At 40.4% G+C, this 17,114-nt stretch carries 9 protein-coding genes; 3 read left to right on the top strand and 6 right to left on the bottom strand.

The genetic code is table 11. The features are described from left to right. The first annotated feature begins 2 nt into the window (after window positions 1-2). On the top strand, window positions 3-1,055 hold the full coding sequence (locus ACFFGV_RS14910; RefSeq protein ID WP_377349396.1) for a response regulator transcription factor: 1,053 nt from the start codon (window positions 3-5) through the stop codon (window positions 1,053-1,055). Between the two features lie 918 nt (window positions 1,056-1,973). Here ACFFGV_RS14910 and ACFFGV_RS14905 read toward each other — a convergent pair. From ACFFGV_RS14905 to shc, 4 genes are all read right to left on the bottom strand, one after another. Continuing rightward, window positions 1,974-4,733, bottom strand: coding sequence for a CBM96 family carbohydrate-binding protein (locus ACFFGV_RS14905; protein WP_377349394.1), 2,760 nt, complete (start codon window positions 4,731-4,733; stop codon window positions 1,974-1,976). Window positions 4,734-4,857: 124 nt separating this feature from the next. Beyond that, a complete protein-coding gene (locus ACFFGV_RS14900) occupies window positions 4,858-6,882 on the bottom strand; it encodes an alginate lyase family protein (protein ID WP_377349392.1) in 2,025 nt (674 codons plus the stop codon). A gap of 148 nt (window positions 6,883-7,030) precedes the next feature. Continuing rightward, window positions 7,031-7,228 (bottom strand): hypothetical protein, encoded by a 198-nt coding sequence (locus ACFFGV_RS14895; protein WP_377349389.1) that lies wholly within the window; start codon window positions 7,226-7,228, stop codon window positions 7,031-7,033. A 53-nt stretch (window positions 7,229-7,281) separates the two neighbouring features. Then, window positions 7,282-9,171: a squalene--hopene cyclase gene (gene shc / locus ACFFGV_RS14890; RefSeq protein ID WP_377349387.1), complete on the bottom strand. Its 1,890-nt coding sequence runs from the start codon at window positions 9,169-9,171 to the stop codon at window positions 7,282-7,284. A gap of 135 nt (window positions 9,172-9,306) precedes the next feature. On the opposite strand from shc, the gene ACFFGV_RS14885 reads away from it, so the two are divergent. Beyond that, window positions 9,307-9,741, top strand: a complete 435-nt coding sequence (locus ACFFGV_RS14885; protein WP_377349385.1) for a YaiI/YqxD family protein — start codon at window positions 9,307-9,309, stop codon at window positions 9,739-9,741. A 91-nt stretch (window positions 9,742-9,832) separates the two neighbouring features. Here ACFFGV_RS14885 and ACFFGV_RS14880 read toward each other — a convergent pair whose 3' ends face one another. Both ACFFGV_RS14880 and gltB read right to left on the bottom strand, forming a co-directional pair. Further along, a complete protein-coding gene (locus ACFFGV_RS14880) occupies window positions 9,833-11,317 on the bottom strand; it encodes a glutamate synthase subunit beta (protein WP_377349383.1) in 1,485 nt (494 codons plus the stop codon). 17 nt (window positions 11,318-11,334) lie between these two features. Then, on the bottom strand, window positions 11,335-15,894 hold the full coding sequence (gene gltB / locus ACFFGV_RS14875; protein WP_377349381.1) for a glutamate synthase large subunit: 4,560 nt from the start codon (window positions 15,892-15,894) through the stop codon (window positions 11,335-11,337). A 140-nt stretch (window positions 15,895-16,034) separates the two neighbouring features. Here gltB and gltC point away from each other — a divergent pair, with 140 nt between their 5' ends. Further along, entirely contained in the window at window positions 16,035-16,937 is a 903-nt protein-coding gene (gene gltC / locus ACFFGV_RS14870; protein WP_377349379.1) for a glutamate biosynthesis transcriptional regulator GltC, read from the top strand. Window positions 16,938-17,114: the final 177 nt, after the last annotated feature.

Below are 17,114 nucleotides of genomic sequence, written 5' to 3'. Positions count from 1 at the left end.
CTATGTATAGAGCCATTATTGTCGATGATGAGACGCTTATTAAAAAAAGTATAACTGCCATTGTGCAAAAGGAGTTTAGTGATTTTTCTATTGTTGGCCAAGCAAAGGATGGTGTTGAGGCTTTGCAGCTATGTAAGAAGCATGCCCCCCATCTTATTATTACCGATATTAGAATGCCTAAAATGAATGGTCTTCACTTTATTGAGAAAGTAAGAGAAACGAATCAGCATGTGAAGTTTATTATTATTTCAGGATATGATGAATTTGAATACGCTCAGCGTGCCCTTCGTAATGGTGTGGTCGATTTTCTATTAAAGCCAATTAAGCCATCCCAGCTCGTTACTACCATGAAGAAAGTAAGGGCTTTGCTCATCGCAGAACAATCTACTAGTGATCAAAGGACAGAATGGCTCTATGAGGTTAAATCCTACGCGGAAATGATTGCTGAGCATATATGGATGCTGGAGGAGGATAAAGTAGACTTCATACTGGAGGATATACATCAATCATGGATGGGGCAGCTGGAGAACGAAGAAATGAGGAAGCGATTATACAAGGATTTTCTAACTTATGTTGACAGAGAACTGAAGATGAAAGCCCAGCATCTTTCCGTTCTCCTTTTGGAAGGATTAGAATTCCCTTCCAATACACAGTATATTAAAGACTATATAAAAAAGACGATACATGACGTAATGAATGTCATTAAACAAACGAGAAATTACGGACACCACCAAAACATATTAACCGCTGTCGCTTATATTAATGAGCATTTTATGAAGGAAAACATTTCCTTACAGGAGGTTTCCGGTACAGTAGGCATGTCCCCTTCTTACTTCAGTACGGAATTCAAAGGAGAAATGGGAGTAAGCTTTAAACATTACATTACTTCCATGCGAATGCAAAAAGCAAAGGATTTATTACATAATCCTATCTACAAGACATATGAAGTTGCCCATTCTGTGGGCTATCCTGATTATCCACACTTTACCAAGACATTTAAAAAGCATGCAGGGATGACCCCCACTCAATATCGAAAACGGCTTGGTGTAAACTAATAAAGGCAGTAATAGTTGAATGCATTCTATATATCATTAATGAGATGGTTGGCAGCTTGTAGACAAATATATCTTACTTTTGCACAATGTAAACTGACTTTTCTCCTTGGTGCATAATGGTAATGCTGAGTAATATTTTTTGATAAGCGCTCATATGTGGAAGACTTGGATTCGAGATAATGTTGGTCCGTTGGTGAAAGGCGAGTTGATTGATCAGAAATAGCTCCGCTTTCCTGCGGCCCCACACGACGTGGGGTCGTTCACCGTTGCTACAGGATTTAGCGCTTTTAGGTGAACTTCCTTACTTGCGGCTGAGCCTCCTAGGACAGCAAAAGACGTTTTCTGCGGGGGCTAGGCTCATCCATTTTTCAGACCACACCTTTGCCGTATTGGGAGAAACGGACTTCTCAACTTTCTTGATTCCATTATGATTTTTTGTCAATATATCAACCATACTGAGGAGGCTCAGCCGTTCGTCCGTAGGAAAGCGGAGTGATGCCAGCCCAATCAACTACTCTTTCTATACTCCTTCCAAATTATCTCGAAATCAAGTCTTCCACTATCTCCCCATATTATGGAACAACCGTACATCATTATTGTTCAATATCTGTTTTGTAATAGTCGTTTAGCTTAATATTAATATTATCTCTGTTGATAGAGCTATAGTAATTTGCTTAGTTTTTATTTACCTGTGCCTATAGGTACAATGCCAAACAAAGGGAGTAATCTTCGAATAGCCTCAACTCTTCAAGTTATAGGGTAACTTCTTATTAAATGTTAGGCTAATTCAGTTTAGAGAGAAACTTATCCAAACTATAGTGTACTTAATTCAATAACCAGCAAAAAAGCCGTCTGTTATTTAGACGGCTTTTTGGAGTATTACAACAGCTGTTTCCATTACCTAACATCAGTAAATTTTTACTGTATTTCCAAGAAGCTGCTCGATTGATTCTCTTTGCTATGGACTTTTACACTTCGATCTGTACCTGTGGTGTCAGAAAGTTTGATTGTTACTATTTTATCTTGGAGCTGCTCCCTTACAAATGGAGTGACATCGATTGAATACCAACCTTTACTCGTAACATGAATGTTGCCGATGATGGTGTCCCCTTCTCCATCTGGTTTATCTGCGTAGGTAATATCCTCTTCGGTCCAGTTGTCATTATCTACTCCTGAAATCGTAATGGGAACGTTGGAAACGGTACTATCGGTTACGGTACGATCCACATAAATATGGAGTAAAGCTCTTTGGACTGAACTGGTTTTTACAGTCGAAAGGTCGTACTTCACATAGGAAAGGCGGTCATATTGCGTGCTCTTGGAATCCTCTACATCTTTAATTTCGAGTAATGGGCTGCTGCCATAGTTCTCATTCTGGTAGCTTCCGCTTCTTACGTGAGCATCCTCCAATACTTGGATTACTTGCTTACTCCACTCAGTTTCGAGTGTGGCATAGCTATCGTAAGCAGAGGCCCAATAATATCCTGCTGCATTGATACTATTCACTTTAAAGCCAAGCTGACCCTTTTCGTTAGATAGATTCTCAGAACTAAAAGTAGTGATGCCTTTTTCATTTGTTGAAGTGTTGATATATTTACCACTTAGCTTCGTAAATCTGCCTCCAAGGGATGTGCTAAGTCCTTCATTTGTTTCCTTGTCTACGACCTTGATAGAAACATTTCCTTTAGTACCATCATACGAAATCGAAGCCTCATTAATTATGAGCGGCTTTAATGTTGTGTTTGCAGTTGTGGCAGAAGCTACCGTTGATACTTCTCCAATATTACCTGAAACATCGACAGGTGCTACTTGATAATAATAGGTGGTTTTTGGTAATAATCCTTGGTCAGAGTAGTCCAGTCTTCTAGAATGACCAACGAAGGTGCTTTCATCAGCTTCAAAATCTTTCTCAGTACTACGATAAATGTTGTACCCCTCAATTTCTTGATTATCAAACGCACGACCGTATGTTAAATAAATGGTCTGATAATTGAAGGAATGAGCGGTCAGTTTTTTACTTATGCCAGTAGGTGCTTTTTCATCCATAGGTGGCTGCCAATAAACGGCATCAGGACTCCACTCGGTTGGAAGATAGCGGATAGTATCATAGTGGTGCAAGGCAATACCACCATAGGAAGAATCATCAACGAAAGCGTTTTCAACTTTATCTAATTCCTCCTCCATATAGGTACGACCCTCTTCACGGAAGGAAATGACTTCTGGGTCTCCACCATCCGCAATATCCTTCGTCTCGACACCGATTACAACAGAATTTGGTTTACCAATCTGCTTAGCATAATCGATTTCTCCTTGTGCTTGTGCAATAATTCCTGCTGATCCATCTGCTTGATCTCGATAATCCATAATGGAAATATAGTCTAGAATGTCTTGAACATGTTGAGACAACCACTTTGTTTCTTTTGGCTCTCCTTCTGGACCCCATGTTATATTTTCTGCATATGGAGATGAGTCATACCATCTTGGTATTGCCGCACCTACATATATTCCAGAGCCTGCTGCTTCTTTTCTATCCATAAAAATTTGCAGCAAGTCTAAATATTGTAATTGTAAAGAAGGTTTATCTGTCTTGAAGTCCGGTGCAATATAAGGCTCAATATCTATATTTACTCCATCAAATTGTTCTGTTCTGTCAGACGAGAGGTTGTAATTTAAAATATTTTCAAATTCACGAATAGCCTTGTCATGGTGCTGCTCATAGGCACCGAAATATGGAGGTCTAGTTCCTCCTGCAATTAATGCATGAACCTTGTATCCGTTGTCATGTGCCCATGATACAAAATCCCTTACCTTTTTCCGTTCATCTTCTAGCATATCCACACCAAAATATTCATCCACCCCGAAATATAGTGTTGTTATCTCCTCCTGTTGAAAGGTAGTAGTATCCTTTGCCATGGCATCAAGAGTGTTTCTCGATCCTTCGTTATATAGTAAATTATAGGAGGCATTTTCCCAAATCCACATTGCTCTATCCTGTTTCACAAACTGTGTTTCTTCATTGAATCCATTCCCTATATCAGCATAGGTGGTGGAACTATAGCCTGTGTTTCCATATTTATCTTTTGCTCTTGCTTCAATACTAACCGTTTGGTCCTCCATTTTATTATGTTTGATTTTCCACTTAAACTCGTAGGAGCCTTTCTTGCTTTTGGCATCGATCCACTGTGATCCATTGATTCTAACTTCAACGGCTTGGATATGGTTAGTTGCTTCCACATCAATTTCCATTTTGACATTATTCTTGTCTATTTGTTCACCATCAACCGGGCTGACAATGGTTACAACAGGAATATTTGCTTTAGGATTTTGAACAGTTGCTACCACTTTATTGGACCATACTGTGTATCGATTAACTGCATTAGATCCTGTGGCGACAAGTTCGATCTCTCCGCTATATTCCGAGGTATCCAAATCATAATACCATGTGCCTTGATCATTATTGGCCGTGTCTGTTTTAACTGGCACTTTTTCTTTTGCATCAATCAACAAATGAATATCATTTACCTCTTGATAGCTACCAGTGACACGAACGACATCTTCTGTTAATGCTTCCCCTTCTTTTGGTGAATTAATGGTTATGCCAGCCTCTGCCTGAACACGTTGAGTGAAGGACAATAGCAAAATTGGCAGCAATAAAGCCCATACGAAATACAAACTCATCTTTGTTTTTCCCCTCATACCTATCACACCCTTATATTTGTTTTAATCTTTATCACCTTTCTTTTCATACATGAAAATACTATTTTATAAAAGGAATCATCACACAGCGTGATGATTCCTCTTGTTAGACTTTAATAATAAACTCTGTTAATTCTTCAAAATCCTTAATAAACAATACTTCACCAGTTAATTGATAGCCTCCCATTTGAAAGCTGTTAGGACCATGGTGAGAAAAGAGAAGGGTGTCCTTCCCTTCCGGCGTATCAACCTGTAGTGCTGTTACATCGTCTTTAGAGAAAAGGTTATTTCTCGTATCAAATACATCCACATCCTTTATCGTCCAATCCTTATCCATGCCACCAGGAAAGAAGAATGTGATAAAGGTAGTAAGTCCAGAGCCTCTCGTATGCGATACAACTTTCGTAGAAGGATTCTTTTCATTGTAATGACGAGAAACCCAGCAAGTTTCTGTTGACCATTTGTTATTTGTAACTGAAACCATGTCAAGGCAAGCTCCATTACTAGCCCTTGCTTGAATATGTCCTTCATCATGTACCGTAACAAGATTGTCTTCGCTAAAATGGAAGTGTTGATGAAAATCATGTGCATCTTTTGATTTGCACGTATCTACAATGACCCAATAATGGGGCTTGCGATATAGAATTTTTCTAGATATATCAACAGGATCATCTAGCCTGTGATACCCATTGTGACTACCTTCTACATAGTCAAAAGAATTAGTTGATTTCCAATAGGAATGAACGGGCTTTGCCACGTCTTGCCACGTCCATGAATCTACATAGGTTGAAATAGTCTGATTATCTACACTAATTGTGTTATGGTTGATGGATTCTTTGAAGTAACGACGCTCTTCATTTTCTTTATAAGTGAACCGTCCGGTGTCTATGAGAAAATCAGCTCCAAGCGCATGAAGGTCCACATGCAGAAAATCATCATGACCATGGGCACGGACGATATCCATATGCCCCCCATCAAATAAAAGGTAATGCCCATCACTGTCCCACGAATTACGCATGATGGCATAGCCAGATTGTTCGTAGTATAACGATTGATACGAAGGCTCAGAGGCTTTTATGTGATTATAGGCAGTAAAGCCTTGTTCACCAAAATACCAAATCCCTTCAAAGTCTAGAGTTGTGTATCCTTGATGCTTCAAATCTCCTCTTTCAAGCAGCACAGCTCCTCTTGTTAAAACATCTCGAATATTCGTATCATCGCTATCGCTAAGCATTGGCTGACGACCGTTAGGCTTTATCATTCCTAGTGATGCAGATAGCAATTTATCCAATGAGGAGGTTAAGGATTCAGGCAAGGTTATTTCATTCTTTCGCGCTAATGCCACAGGCTCAAACAAACAATGTAATACCTCGTGATGATACATTGGGCTCTGTTCGTTATGCATACCATCATTGAATACTTGGAGAGAACACATTTTCTCTAATCGGTTTATTGCAGTTTGAAGCCATGTTGATGAGTTGGATAGATTAGGAAATAGTAACCCGATTTGAAATAAACCATTAGTTTCTAGAAACCCCCAATTACTCTGTTTATCATGAGGAAGGTAAGCGATATGTAAGTACATACCGTGCAGGGATAATGCTTTTTGGAAAAGGGATTCCTCTTCTTTTCCCCACCGAACTGATTCCCGGACACAATAATATCCTTTTATCCAATTGGTTATGCGAATCCCGCTATCCAGCTTTCTCCATGTATCTTTTACATTGTAATGTCTTGCTTCACTGTCATGAATCTCTTGCTCCGTAAGAGGGTTCTGTTCCATCCAATCCTTCATTAATTTAATAAATGCTTCTGCGTACTTTTCCTTATCCGTTAGCCAGTATGCCTGACCTAATTCCGCCATGAAACGCCCTCTATTCAGGTTCACAGTCCATTCAAAATCATTTTGGTACTGATATGTCCAATCCACTTTGTCCGGGAAGGAAACAGGTGTCTCACAGCGTTCCATATCCCATCTATGGGTAAAAATGAAGGTTTGATCTGTCGCTAGATCTGCGCGGTATATAACCTCTCGCATTTCTTCCTCCCAATGGACTTTACAGAGGTGCCGGATGGATTGTTTCGACGAATTGGTATAAAAAAAGGTTGGAGATTTCACTCCTATATTCATGTTTATCCTCCTTCCATTTTCAGTATATTCTATAAGTAAAAGTGTACACAGATACAGTCCTATCTGCCACGACCTTTTCATGTCCTTTAATGCAAACCTACTGCAATTGCCGAAAAAAAAGACCCGAGTGTTTACTCGAGTCCTGGTTCTAATCCAATATTCCTATTGCTTTTAAAATAACTACGCCAAATGCTGCTGAAATACCGCCTGCACTAAAGGTTAAGAAGAAGAACAGCCAGCTTGATTGTTCTTTCTTCTTAACATATATGGCATATATGAGTGCGAATACGATACCTATTACCATAGCACCTGTGGTTGTAGTTGGGGATAATATTTCTAGATTCATTACTCACTTCTCCTCTACCTGCTTTCAAAGGGTATTGTAACATGAATCTTCTACTAGGAGGAACGTTTACCTCCCTTCCCTTTTACATATTTAGCTTGATAATGGGCCAATGTCTTTAGGGGCCAAATTTTATTGTAGCTATGATAATAAATATAGAAAAAACCAGGTAGACCAGCACCTGTTGGGTACGTATGAGTCCAATCTGGGTGCTGTAAGGATGTAAGAAGTGATGACATTCCCTTATCAATTGGTGAGGAAGCTCTTCGTTCAATAGAAATTAGAGCATCAAGAGCCCAGGATGTATGAGAAGGAGTGCTGGCATGTAACGGAGTATATAATTTATTTACATCGCTATAGCATGACTCGCCCCATCCGTTATCAAGGTTTTGAATAGATAAGAGCCAGTCCTTGGCTCGTTGTATAGTAGGATCAGTTGGAGAAAGTTTACTAGCCATAAGTCCTGTTATCGCTGCCCAAGTACCATATATATAACAGACTCCCCATCTCCCATACCAGGAACCATCTTGTCGTTGATGTTCCCGTAACCAACGGATTGCTTTTTGTATGGAGGGATGCTCTTTTGGCAGGTTTGCGTAGGCCGACAAGAAATATAATGTCCTCCCGGTTAAATCTGCTGTGGAAGGGTCAATAGCGGCTGCTTCTGCTCCGTCCATCGGGACAAGAGTTAATAGTTGCTTATCTGTATTTTTTTCAAAAGCAGGCCAGCCTCCATCCCTGTTCTGCATAGATAGTACCCATTTCAGCCCTCTGTTCCATGCCTCCTTCCTTTTCGGGTTGTTAGATATAGTTGGGTAAAGGGCAATAAGGGATGCAGTTGTATCATCAATATCTGGCTGCATCGTGTTAATATCGGAAAAACCAAACCCACCAGGTAATGTTGAAGGATTATGGAGAGACCAATCACCGTATCGGAAGTGCTGCCTGGATTGTAAATATTGTTGGGCATTATCGATTGCTTCTTTAGCAGCTTCTACATCAGCCTCTATTAATGCAGAAGTCAACAAAGCGGTGTCCCATACCGTAGAAGAAGAATTCTGAACATGTATGGACTTTTCTGAAGAGTGGCAGAGCAAGGTCACTATCCCTTGTAAAGCGTTAGTAATAATGGAATCCTTCTTCGAGTACCCCTTTGCTAACAAGGCCAATATCATAAAGAAGCTACAGCTAAAATAGCTATATAGCAATCCGTTTGGTTCTATCCGAGCCAGCATGTATGCTTCAGCTTTGTCAAAAGCACGCTGTTCCAATTCTTCCGGAAGCTCTTTTAGGTGTCCAATCGCATCTTTTACCATATTTAACACTCGGTAATCCTCACCTGAATTTTGGGTTCGAATTGTAATGAGGTCTGATAAATCTGGTGTGGTTCCGTGCTTTAGTACATATTGCGTGTTACGTAATAAAAGCATGGGAGCGAGGTGAACCCTTGCATACCCACTAAAGTCATAAAAGCTAATTGGAAAGCTATTCGGTATTAGTATTGCTTCTATTGGCGCAAAGGGTAATGAAGACCAGGGAAGCTGACCAGTAGACGCGAGCATTACTTTCGTCATTGTCCCAGCAGCATCTAGTCCACCATTCTCTTTAATGAATGAGGCAGCCTTCTGCATGGATGGATCATCTTTTGAGCATATACCGGCATATATTAACGCATAGTAGGCTTCCACCGTTGCAGACAAATTTCCCTTCTGTTCATCTTTAAATAGTCTCCAAGCTCCATTTTTTTGCTGTTTATCCTTAATTCTTCTGCCTAATATACCAACTAAAGTGTTATCTTTAATTTGGAGAGCCTTCCACAAGATAATGGTATAAGCGTCTGTCATTAGGCTGTTTTCAAAGCAAAATCTATAGGATCCATCCTCTTCTTGATCCGAGATGATATCGGTAATGAGACTGCTCATTTCATTTCTAAACGATAAGCCCATTCTTTCCTTCCCCCCTATTTAAAGGATACTTTACAATATACGGGAGTTGCAGGGGGACTATGAACTAACTAACCGTTATATTGACTGGAGTTCAAGAAACCTATATGCTACCATCGAATGGAAAAGAGGTGACGTATGAAGATATATGTAGATGCGGATGCATGTCCCGTAAAGGAAATTATTATTGAAGAAGCCCAATCATCTAACGTATCGGTCTTTCTTGTTAAAAGTATTTCTCATTATAGCTCCACGAAAGATCCAGAGGGGGTAGAATCGATTTATGTAGACACGGGTGCAGATGCTGCTGATTATCGGATAATGAAAATGGTTTCCAAAGGCGATTTAGTTGTAACGCAGGATTATGGGTTGGCAGCACTCGCCCTTAGTAAAGGCTGTGTAGTGCTGCATCATAAAGGTTTTCAATTTACCCAACAAAATATAGACGGACTGCTGCAAAATAGACATTTAAGTGCTCAAGCAAGGAAAGCGGGTAAGAAAACAAAAGGACCTAAAGCAATGAGTATGGAGGATCGAGCTACCTTTCGTGAATTGCTTCAATCCTTCCTCTAGCCATCAAGCCTACATAGTATCGTTGCTGGAAACATAACTAATCAGGCTGTTGAGATGACTCAACAGCCTGAAAGGAAGGGTTTTAAACTATTTATGGTAACACTGTGGCTCCCATTAGATATTGATCTACTTCTCTAGCTACTTCTCGACCTTCATTAATAGCCCAAACAATTAAACTTTGTCCTCTTCTAGCATCCCCTGCAGCAAACACGCCTTCCAGATTAGTTGTGTACTCTCCATATTTCGCTTCTACACAGCCTCTGTTCGTAGTATTCACCCCAAATTCTCGTAAAATTGGCTGTTCAGAACCTTCAAAGCCAATAGCAATCATAACGTGCTGTACTGGCCACACTTGTTCAGTACCTGGTACCTCACGATAGGTATAGCTTCCGTTTTCATCCCGTACCTTTTCGGTTTGAATAGTGTGCAGCTCCTGTAGGTTGCCATTTGTATCGGATACAAATTTTGTCGTTTGAATGGAGTAACGACGTGGGTCCTGCCCTTTCGTTTCAGCTGCTTCTTTGTATGCATAATCTAACGTAAATACATCAGGCGGTTCTGGCCACATATTATCATCTGGACGCGTTTTGGGTTGTTTAGGATGTTTCCCAAACTGGGTTACGCTCTTACAATTTTGTCTTAGAGCAGTCGCTACACAATCTGCGCCAGTATCTCCTCCTCCTATAACTATTACATCCTTGCCCTCAACATTAATATATTCGTCCTGTTCAAGCTTTTCATCTAATAGCTTCTTAGTAGAAGCTGTTAGATAGTCCATAGCATAATGAATTCCTTTGGCTTCTCTTCCTTCAATGGTTAAGTTTCGTTGTTTCTGGGCTCCTGTGCACAAAATAACCGCATCATATTGTTCCCTCAGCTGGTCAGCGGAAATATCCTTGCCAACCTCTGTGTTTGTAATGAAATCAATACCCTCTTGCTTTAATAGATTAATACGGCGTTCAACAATATATTTTTCGAGTTTCATATTAGGAATACCATAGGTTAATAATCCACCTGGCTTATCTGCACGTTCGTAGACAGCTACCGTATGACCGGCCTGATTCAGCTGATCTGCACTTGCAAGTCCGGCTGGTCCAGAACCAACTATAGCAATCTTTCTACCGGAACGCTGGTCAGGAATCCTTGGTTGTATCCATCCGTTTTCAAAACCTTTGTCGATAATGGTTCGCTCAATATCTTTAATAGCGACAGCAGGATCAGAAATTGCAACAGTGCATGCTCCTTCACATGGCGCCGGGCAAACTCTCCCTGTAAATTCAGGGAAATTATTAGTCTTCTCTAACCTTTCTAGTGCTTCTTTCCATTTACCCCGATAGACTAGGTCGTTCCACTCTGGAATAAGATTATTGATGGGACAGCCTGATGCTGTCCCTTTAATTTCAATACCTGTATGGCAAAATGGTATGCCGCAGTCCATACACCTTGCCCCTTGCCTTTTTAGCTCTTCCTCCGAGAAAGGAGCAGTATATTCATTCCAATCTTTTACTCTTGTTTGCGGTGATCTTTCTGATGCTTCTTCACGATTTATATACATAAACCCAGTGGATTTATCCATCACAACTCTCTCCTTTCTTATTCGGCTGCTACTTGAGGTGCTTTGGAGTAATCTGCCATACGTTGCTCTGATGCAGTAGGAAGACCTTTAAATGCGTTCATAGCAGCCTCCTCCTCTGATACCCCTTCAGCAAGGTGGGCATCTAGGCGCTTAAGCATTTGTTTATAATCCTTTGGAATTACTTTGACAAAGGAGTCTGCAGCAGATGGCCAATTCTCCAGCATATTACCTGCTTTAAGACTACCTGTATAGCTGTAATGATTCTCAATCATTTTACGAACCTCTTGCTTTTCCTCTATATCTTCTAATCCTTCTAATTCAACCATTCCTTTATTGCAAAGAGAAGTAAAGGTATGTTTATCTTCTGCATGCACATAAGCTACTCCACCAGACATCCCTGCCGCAAAGTTAGGTCCGACTTCTCCTAAAACAACTACACGGCCACCGGTCATATATTCACATCCGTGATTACCGACGCCTTCAACAACGACGTCTGCTCCACTATTCCTAACGGCAAATCGCTCCCCAGCTACCCCATTGATGTAAGCTTCTCCTTTAGATGCACCGTAAAACGCTACATTTCCAATAATGACATCCTCACTTGCACCTGGACTATTATTAGGTTTAGCGACGACTAGCTTTCCACCTGATAGCCCTTTACCTACATAGTCATTGGCGTCTCCCTTAAGATAAAGGGATAAACCTTTCGGTACAAAGGCACCGAAGCTTTGACCAGCTGAACCTTGGAAGTGAAGCTGGATAGTGTCTTCTGGTAAACCATCCTCCCCATAAAGCTTTGAAATTTCGCTTCCCACTATCGTTCCTACTACTCGGTTTGTGTTGCGAATTGGATAAGAAAGTTGAATTGGCTTCTTGGTCAGAATAGATGATTTAACAGCTGGAAGAATGGTAGTTACGTCTAAGGATTGTTCAATCTTATGATTTTGCTTCTTCTGACAAGTACGAGTACCCTTCGGTTGATACACAAGGTTGGTTAAGTCTAAGGAACTGGCTTTCCAATGTGACTTTGTACGGTCGCTAATTTCTAGCACGTCTGTACGGCCAACCATTTCTTCTACTGTACGGAATCCTAGCTCTGCCATTATTTCTCTTAATTCTTGAGCAACGAAGGTCATGTAATGAACGATATGATCTGCATTGCCTGTAAATTTCTTTCTTAACTCTGGATTTTGCGTAGCAATACCGACAGGACACGTATCCTTGTGGCAGACTCGCATCATGACACAACCTAATACTACAAGTGGTGCTGTAGCAAATCCGTATTCTTCTGCGCCTAGTAAGGCGGCCATCGCTACATCTCTTCCTGTCATCAGCTTTCCGTCGGTCTCTAGTACCACACGATCTCTTAAGTTATTTAGCATTAAGGTTTGATGTGTTTCTGCAAGACCAAGCTCCCAAGGTAGCCCTGTATGCTTAATACTGGTTTTAGGCGATGCACCTGTACCGCCATCATAGCCACTCACAGCAATAACATCAGCTGCACCTTTCGCAACACCAGCAGCAATGGTACCGATACCAGACTTAGCTACCAATTTCACGCTAATTCGAGCGCCCCTGTTGACGTTTTTCAAATCATGGATAAGCTGTGCTAAATCTTCAATGGAATAAATATCGTGGTGTGGAGGTGGTGAAATTAGTCCAACTCCTGTGGTAGATCCTCTGACATTCGCAACCCATGGGTACACCTTCTTACCTGGCAGCTGACCACCTTCTCCTGGCTTGGCACCTTGCGCAACTTTAATTTGTAATTCATCAGCATTTACTAAATAGTGACTTGTAACCCCAAACCGTCCGGACGCCACTTGTTTGATGGCACTTCTACGGAGGTCCCCATTTTCATCTGCGTGATATCTATTAGGGTCTTCTCCACCTTCACCGCTATTACTCTTCCCTCCAATACGATTCATAGCAATAGCTAACGTTTCATGTGCTTCCTGACTTAATGAGCCAAATGACATTGCTCCTGTTTTAAACCGTTTAACAATAGACTCTACAGATTCTACTTCTTCTATATTAATGGAGTGTCCCTTTTTAAATGAAAACAGATTGCGTAAAAATCCAATTCGTTCTTTATTAGCCGCTTCTGAAAAATCTTTAAACAGACTGTAATCATTTTGACGACACGCCCACTGAAGAGTATGGACAGTTTTCGGATTAAAGGCGTGATGTTCCCCGCCTTTTCTCCATTGAAAATCACTGCCAGGCTCTAATGAATTATGGAACGTATCTCGATAAGCTTTGTCGTGAAGAATACTCGCTTCCTTGGCAATAGTATTTAAATCGATTCCACCTAGCTGCGAAACAGTTCCTGTAAAATATTGATTAATCACTTCTTTACTTATGCCTACTGCCTCAAATATTTGCGCACCTCTATAGCTTTGAATAGTGGAGATACCCATCTTGGACATTACTTTCACAATACCCGTTGTTACCGTATCACGGTATTTGGCGATTGCTTGAGAAGCTTCCATTTCCAGGTCGCCATTTGCAATGACCTGGTTAAATGTTTCATAGGCAAGGTAAGGGTATATGGCCTCTGCACCATAACCTATTAAGGCAGCAAAGTGGTGTACTTCACGAACCTCTCCGCTTTCTACAATGATACTAGCTTTCTTGCGGTTTCCTTCTTGCACTAGAAATTGATGTAAAGCGCTTGTAGCCAATAAAGGAGGTATAGCTACGTGACTAGCATCCATATTTCTGTCAGATAGAATGAGGATACTGTACCCTTCCTCTATAGCATTCAAGGCGTCTTGACATAACGTTTGTACTGCCTGTTCCAAGTTTCCTGTAAACACAGCATCTAATACTTTACTTTGAAAGAAATCACGATCTTGATGGCGCAATTCCTTCATTTGGTTAGCAGTCAAAACCGGGGAATCAATTTGTATCCGGTGGCTGTTCGTTTCGTCAGGATGCAGTATATTTCCTTCCGCTCCTAATAGAGTTGTAGTCGATGTAACCATTTGCTCTCGTATGGAATCGATTGCTGGATTCGTTACTTGAGCAAATAGCTGTTTGAAATATAAGAATAAGGATTGTGGATTTTCAGAAAGAACAGCTAACGGTGTATCAAATCCCATTGCACCTACTGGATCTTTACCTTCTGAGACCAATGGAATTAAATACTTGTGAATATCTTCATAGGTGTAGCTAAATGTTCGTTGGCGAACAAATGCATCTGAAATCGGTTCTTCATCTATTTCCTCTGGTTTGGCTTCTAGTTTCCATAGATTTGTATCAAGCCATTCTTTGTACGGGTTTTCTTGAGCCATTTCTTGCTTAATCTCTTCGTCTGATATTATGCGGTGTTCATCTAAGTCGATAAGAAGCATCTTACCAGGACTCAGTCTGCTCTTATATAGAATATTCTCTTCCTCTACATCCACAACTCCTACTTCAGATGAATAGATCAGCATATCGTCTTTTGTTACATAGTATCTTGCTGGTCTTAATCCATTTCTATCTAATATCGCTCCAATTTGATGTCCATCGGTAAACGTAATCGAAGTTGGACCATCCCAAGCCTCCATCAACGTACTATGATACTCATAAAATGCCTTCTTCTCTGGAGTGATATGCTCATTCTCACTCCATGGTTCAGGAATAAGCATCATCGCAGCATGTGCCGGCTTTCTGCCTGCCATTACGAAGAATTCTAAAGCATTATCCAAGGCAGCAGAATCACTGCCTGCGTCATCAATAATCGGCAGAATCTTCTCTAAATCATCTCCAAAAGCCTCTGACGCCATTTGCTTTTCTCGAGCGCGCATCCAATTTACGTTTCCTCGTAATGTGTTAATTTCACCGTTATGGATTAAATACCGATTAGGGTGTGCTCTTTCCCAGCTCGGGAACGTATTTGTACTAAAGCGGGAATGTACTAAAGCAAAGGCAGAAACAAATTCTTCATCCCCTAAATCATCATAAAATGTATCAACCTGTTCAGGTGTTAACAGCCCTTTATACACAATGGTCTGACTAGAGAAACTTGCAAAATAAAACTGTCTGCTATTCTCATAGCCCCAATGCTCTGCCTGCTTACGAATGACATATAATTTCCGTTCGAAATCTGTTTGATCCCGGAGCTCATTATTTGCTTCTACAAAGACTTGACGAATAATAGGACAGCTGTTTTGTGCATCTTTTCCGATTTTTCTGACATTTACAGGTACACTTCTCCAGCCAATGACACGCTGACCTTCTTGTTCTATCAATGTGGAAATATAATCCTCTTCTTGCTTCCGTTCTTCCTCATCGGAGAAAAACAGCATTCCCACTCCATATCGTCCGTTTTCTGGTAAATCAAAATCAGGACATTCTTTTCTAAAGAACTTATCAGGTATTTGCATTAGAATGCCAGAACCGTCTCCGGTATGTGGGTCACTACCTTGACCGCCTCTATGATCTAATTGACAAAGCATGTGCAATGCTTCTTGAACTATTTCATGTGTTTTAATCCCTTTTAGTGATGCATAAAGCCCAATACCGCATGCATCATGTTCTAATTGAGGGTGATAAAGACCCTGGGGGTTTGGAATTTGGTTGTATTTCATCTGTTACATCCCCTTCTTTTTACAAAATAGAATCCGTTTTCCTGTTATTTCTATTGTAAGTTTTCAAATTGTTTCAAACAATATATAATTTAGATAGAATTAATCTAATATTGATATGAATTGATCATGGGGGACTGAACATGGAGCTTAGACAACTATATTATTTTATGGAAGTAGCTGAACGAGAACATATTTCTGAAGCAGCAGTTCATTTACATGTTGCGCAATCGGCTATTAGTAGACAAATTGCGAACTTGGAGGATGAATTAGGAGTGAAGCTGTTTATTAGGGAAGGTAGAAATATAAAACTTACTCCAATAGGAAAGATATTCAGAACACATACCCAAACAGCATTAAAGGCTATAGAACATGCAACAAAGCAGGTGGAGGAATATTTGGACCCAGATCGCGGCTTAATCAAAATTGGCTTTCCAACCAGCTTAGCAAGCCATTTATTACCTACAGTCATATCATCGTTTAAACACAATCATCCAAACGTTGGTTTTCAGCTTCGACAAGGTTCGTATAGATATTTAATTGATGCTGTAAAAAAGAGAGAAATTGATTTAGCGTTCCTAGGTCCAGTCCCTAAGGAGGATGTGGAAGTAGAAAGTCATATTTTATTTACGGAGCAAATTTCGGCTTTATTACCTGTTCAGCATGCATTGGCAGAAAAAGAAGATATTCTGCTTAGTGACTTAAAACGGGACTCCTTTATTCTGTTTCCAGAAGGATACGTGCTGCATGACATTGTAGTAGATGCTTGTAAGCAGGCAGGATTCACACCACATATCTCATCACAGGGAGAAGATTTAGACGCTATTAAGGGACTGGTTTCTGCTGGAATCGGGGTAACACTTTTACCTGATAGCACATTTTATAATTCTATTCCCCGATTAACAGTGAAGAAACCCATTACCATTCCACAGGTAAAACGGACAGTTGGCATTATCACCCCTACAGATAGAGAACTCGCTCCTTCTGAAAAGGTATTCTATAACTTTGTAAAGAATTTCTTCTCTATGCTGGAACGCTACCAATAATATAAAGAATAGCCACTGCAATTTAGCTAGTGGCTTTTATGGAGAAAAAACTCTGTTATACAGCAAAGTCAGGACCATTACCACAGATTATAGCAAGGAATTCCTAGGGAACTAACTAGCAGCAATAACACAAACTCCATATGAAGATACATATGCAATAGCAGTCATGTAGCGTAA

This window comes from Pontibacillus salicampi, from assembly GCF_042434395.1.
GTDB lineage: Bacteria > Bacillota > Bacilli > Bacillales > BH030062 > Pontibacillus > Pontibacillus salicampi.
The sequence above is the reverse complement of the archived record's forward strand: the minus strand, read 5'-3'. Positions and strand labels throughout refer to the sequence as shown.

Excerpts from the sequence above, each read along its gene's own strand:
- ACFFGV_RS14910 (WP_377349396.1), top strand. The coding sequence starts at position 3 with ATGTATAGAGCCATTATTGTCGATGATGAGACGCTTATTAAAAAAAGT.
- ACFFGV_RS14905 (WP_377349394.1), bottom strand. The coding sequence starts at position 4,733 with ATGAGTTTGTATTTCGTATGGGCTTTATTGCTGCCAATTTTGCTATTG.
- ACFFGV_RS14900 (WP_377349392.1), bottom strand. The coding sequence starts at position 6,882 with ATGAATATAGGAGTGAAATCTCCAACCTTTTTTTATACCAATTCGTCG.
- ACFFGV_RS14895 (WP_377349389.1), bottom strand. The coding sequence starts at position 7,228 with ATGAATCTAGAAATATTATCCCCAACTACAACCACAGGTGCTATGGTA.
- shc (WP_377349387.1), bottom strand. The coding sequence starts at position 9,171 with ATGGGCTTATCGTTTAGAAATGAAATGAGCAGTCTCATTACCGATATC.
- ACFFGV_RS14885 (WP_377349385.1), top strand. The coding sequence starts at position 9,307 with ATGAAGATATATGTAGATGCGGATGCATGTCCCGTAAAGGAAATTATT.
- ACFFGV_RS14880 (WP_377349383.1), bottom strand. The coding sequence starts at position 11,317 with ATGGATAAATCCACTGGGTTTATGTATATAAATCGTGAAGAAGCATCA.
- gltB (WP_377349381.1), bottom strand. The coding sequence starts at position 15,894 with ATGAAATACAACCAAATTCCAAACCCCCAGGGTCTTTATCACCCTCAA.
- gltC (WP_377349379.1), top strand. The coding sequence starts at position 16,035 with ATGGAGCTTAGACAACTATATTATTTTATGGAAGTAGCTGAACGAGAA.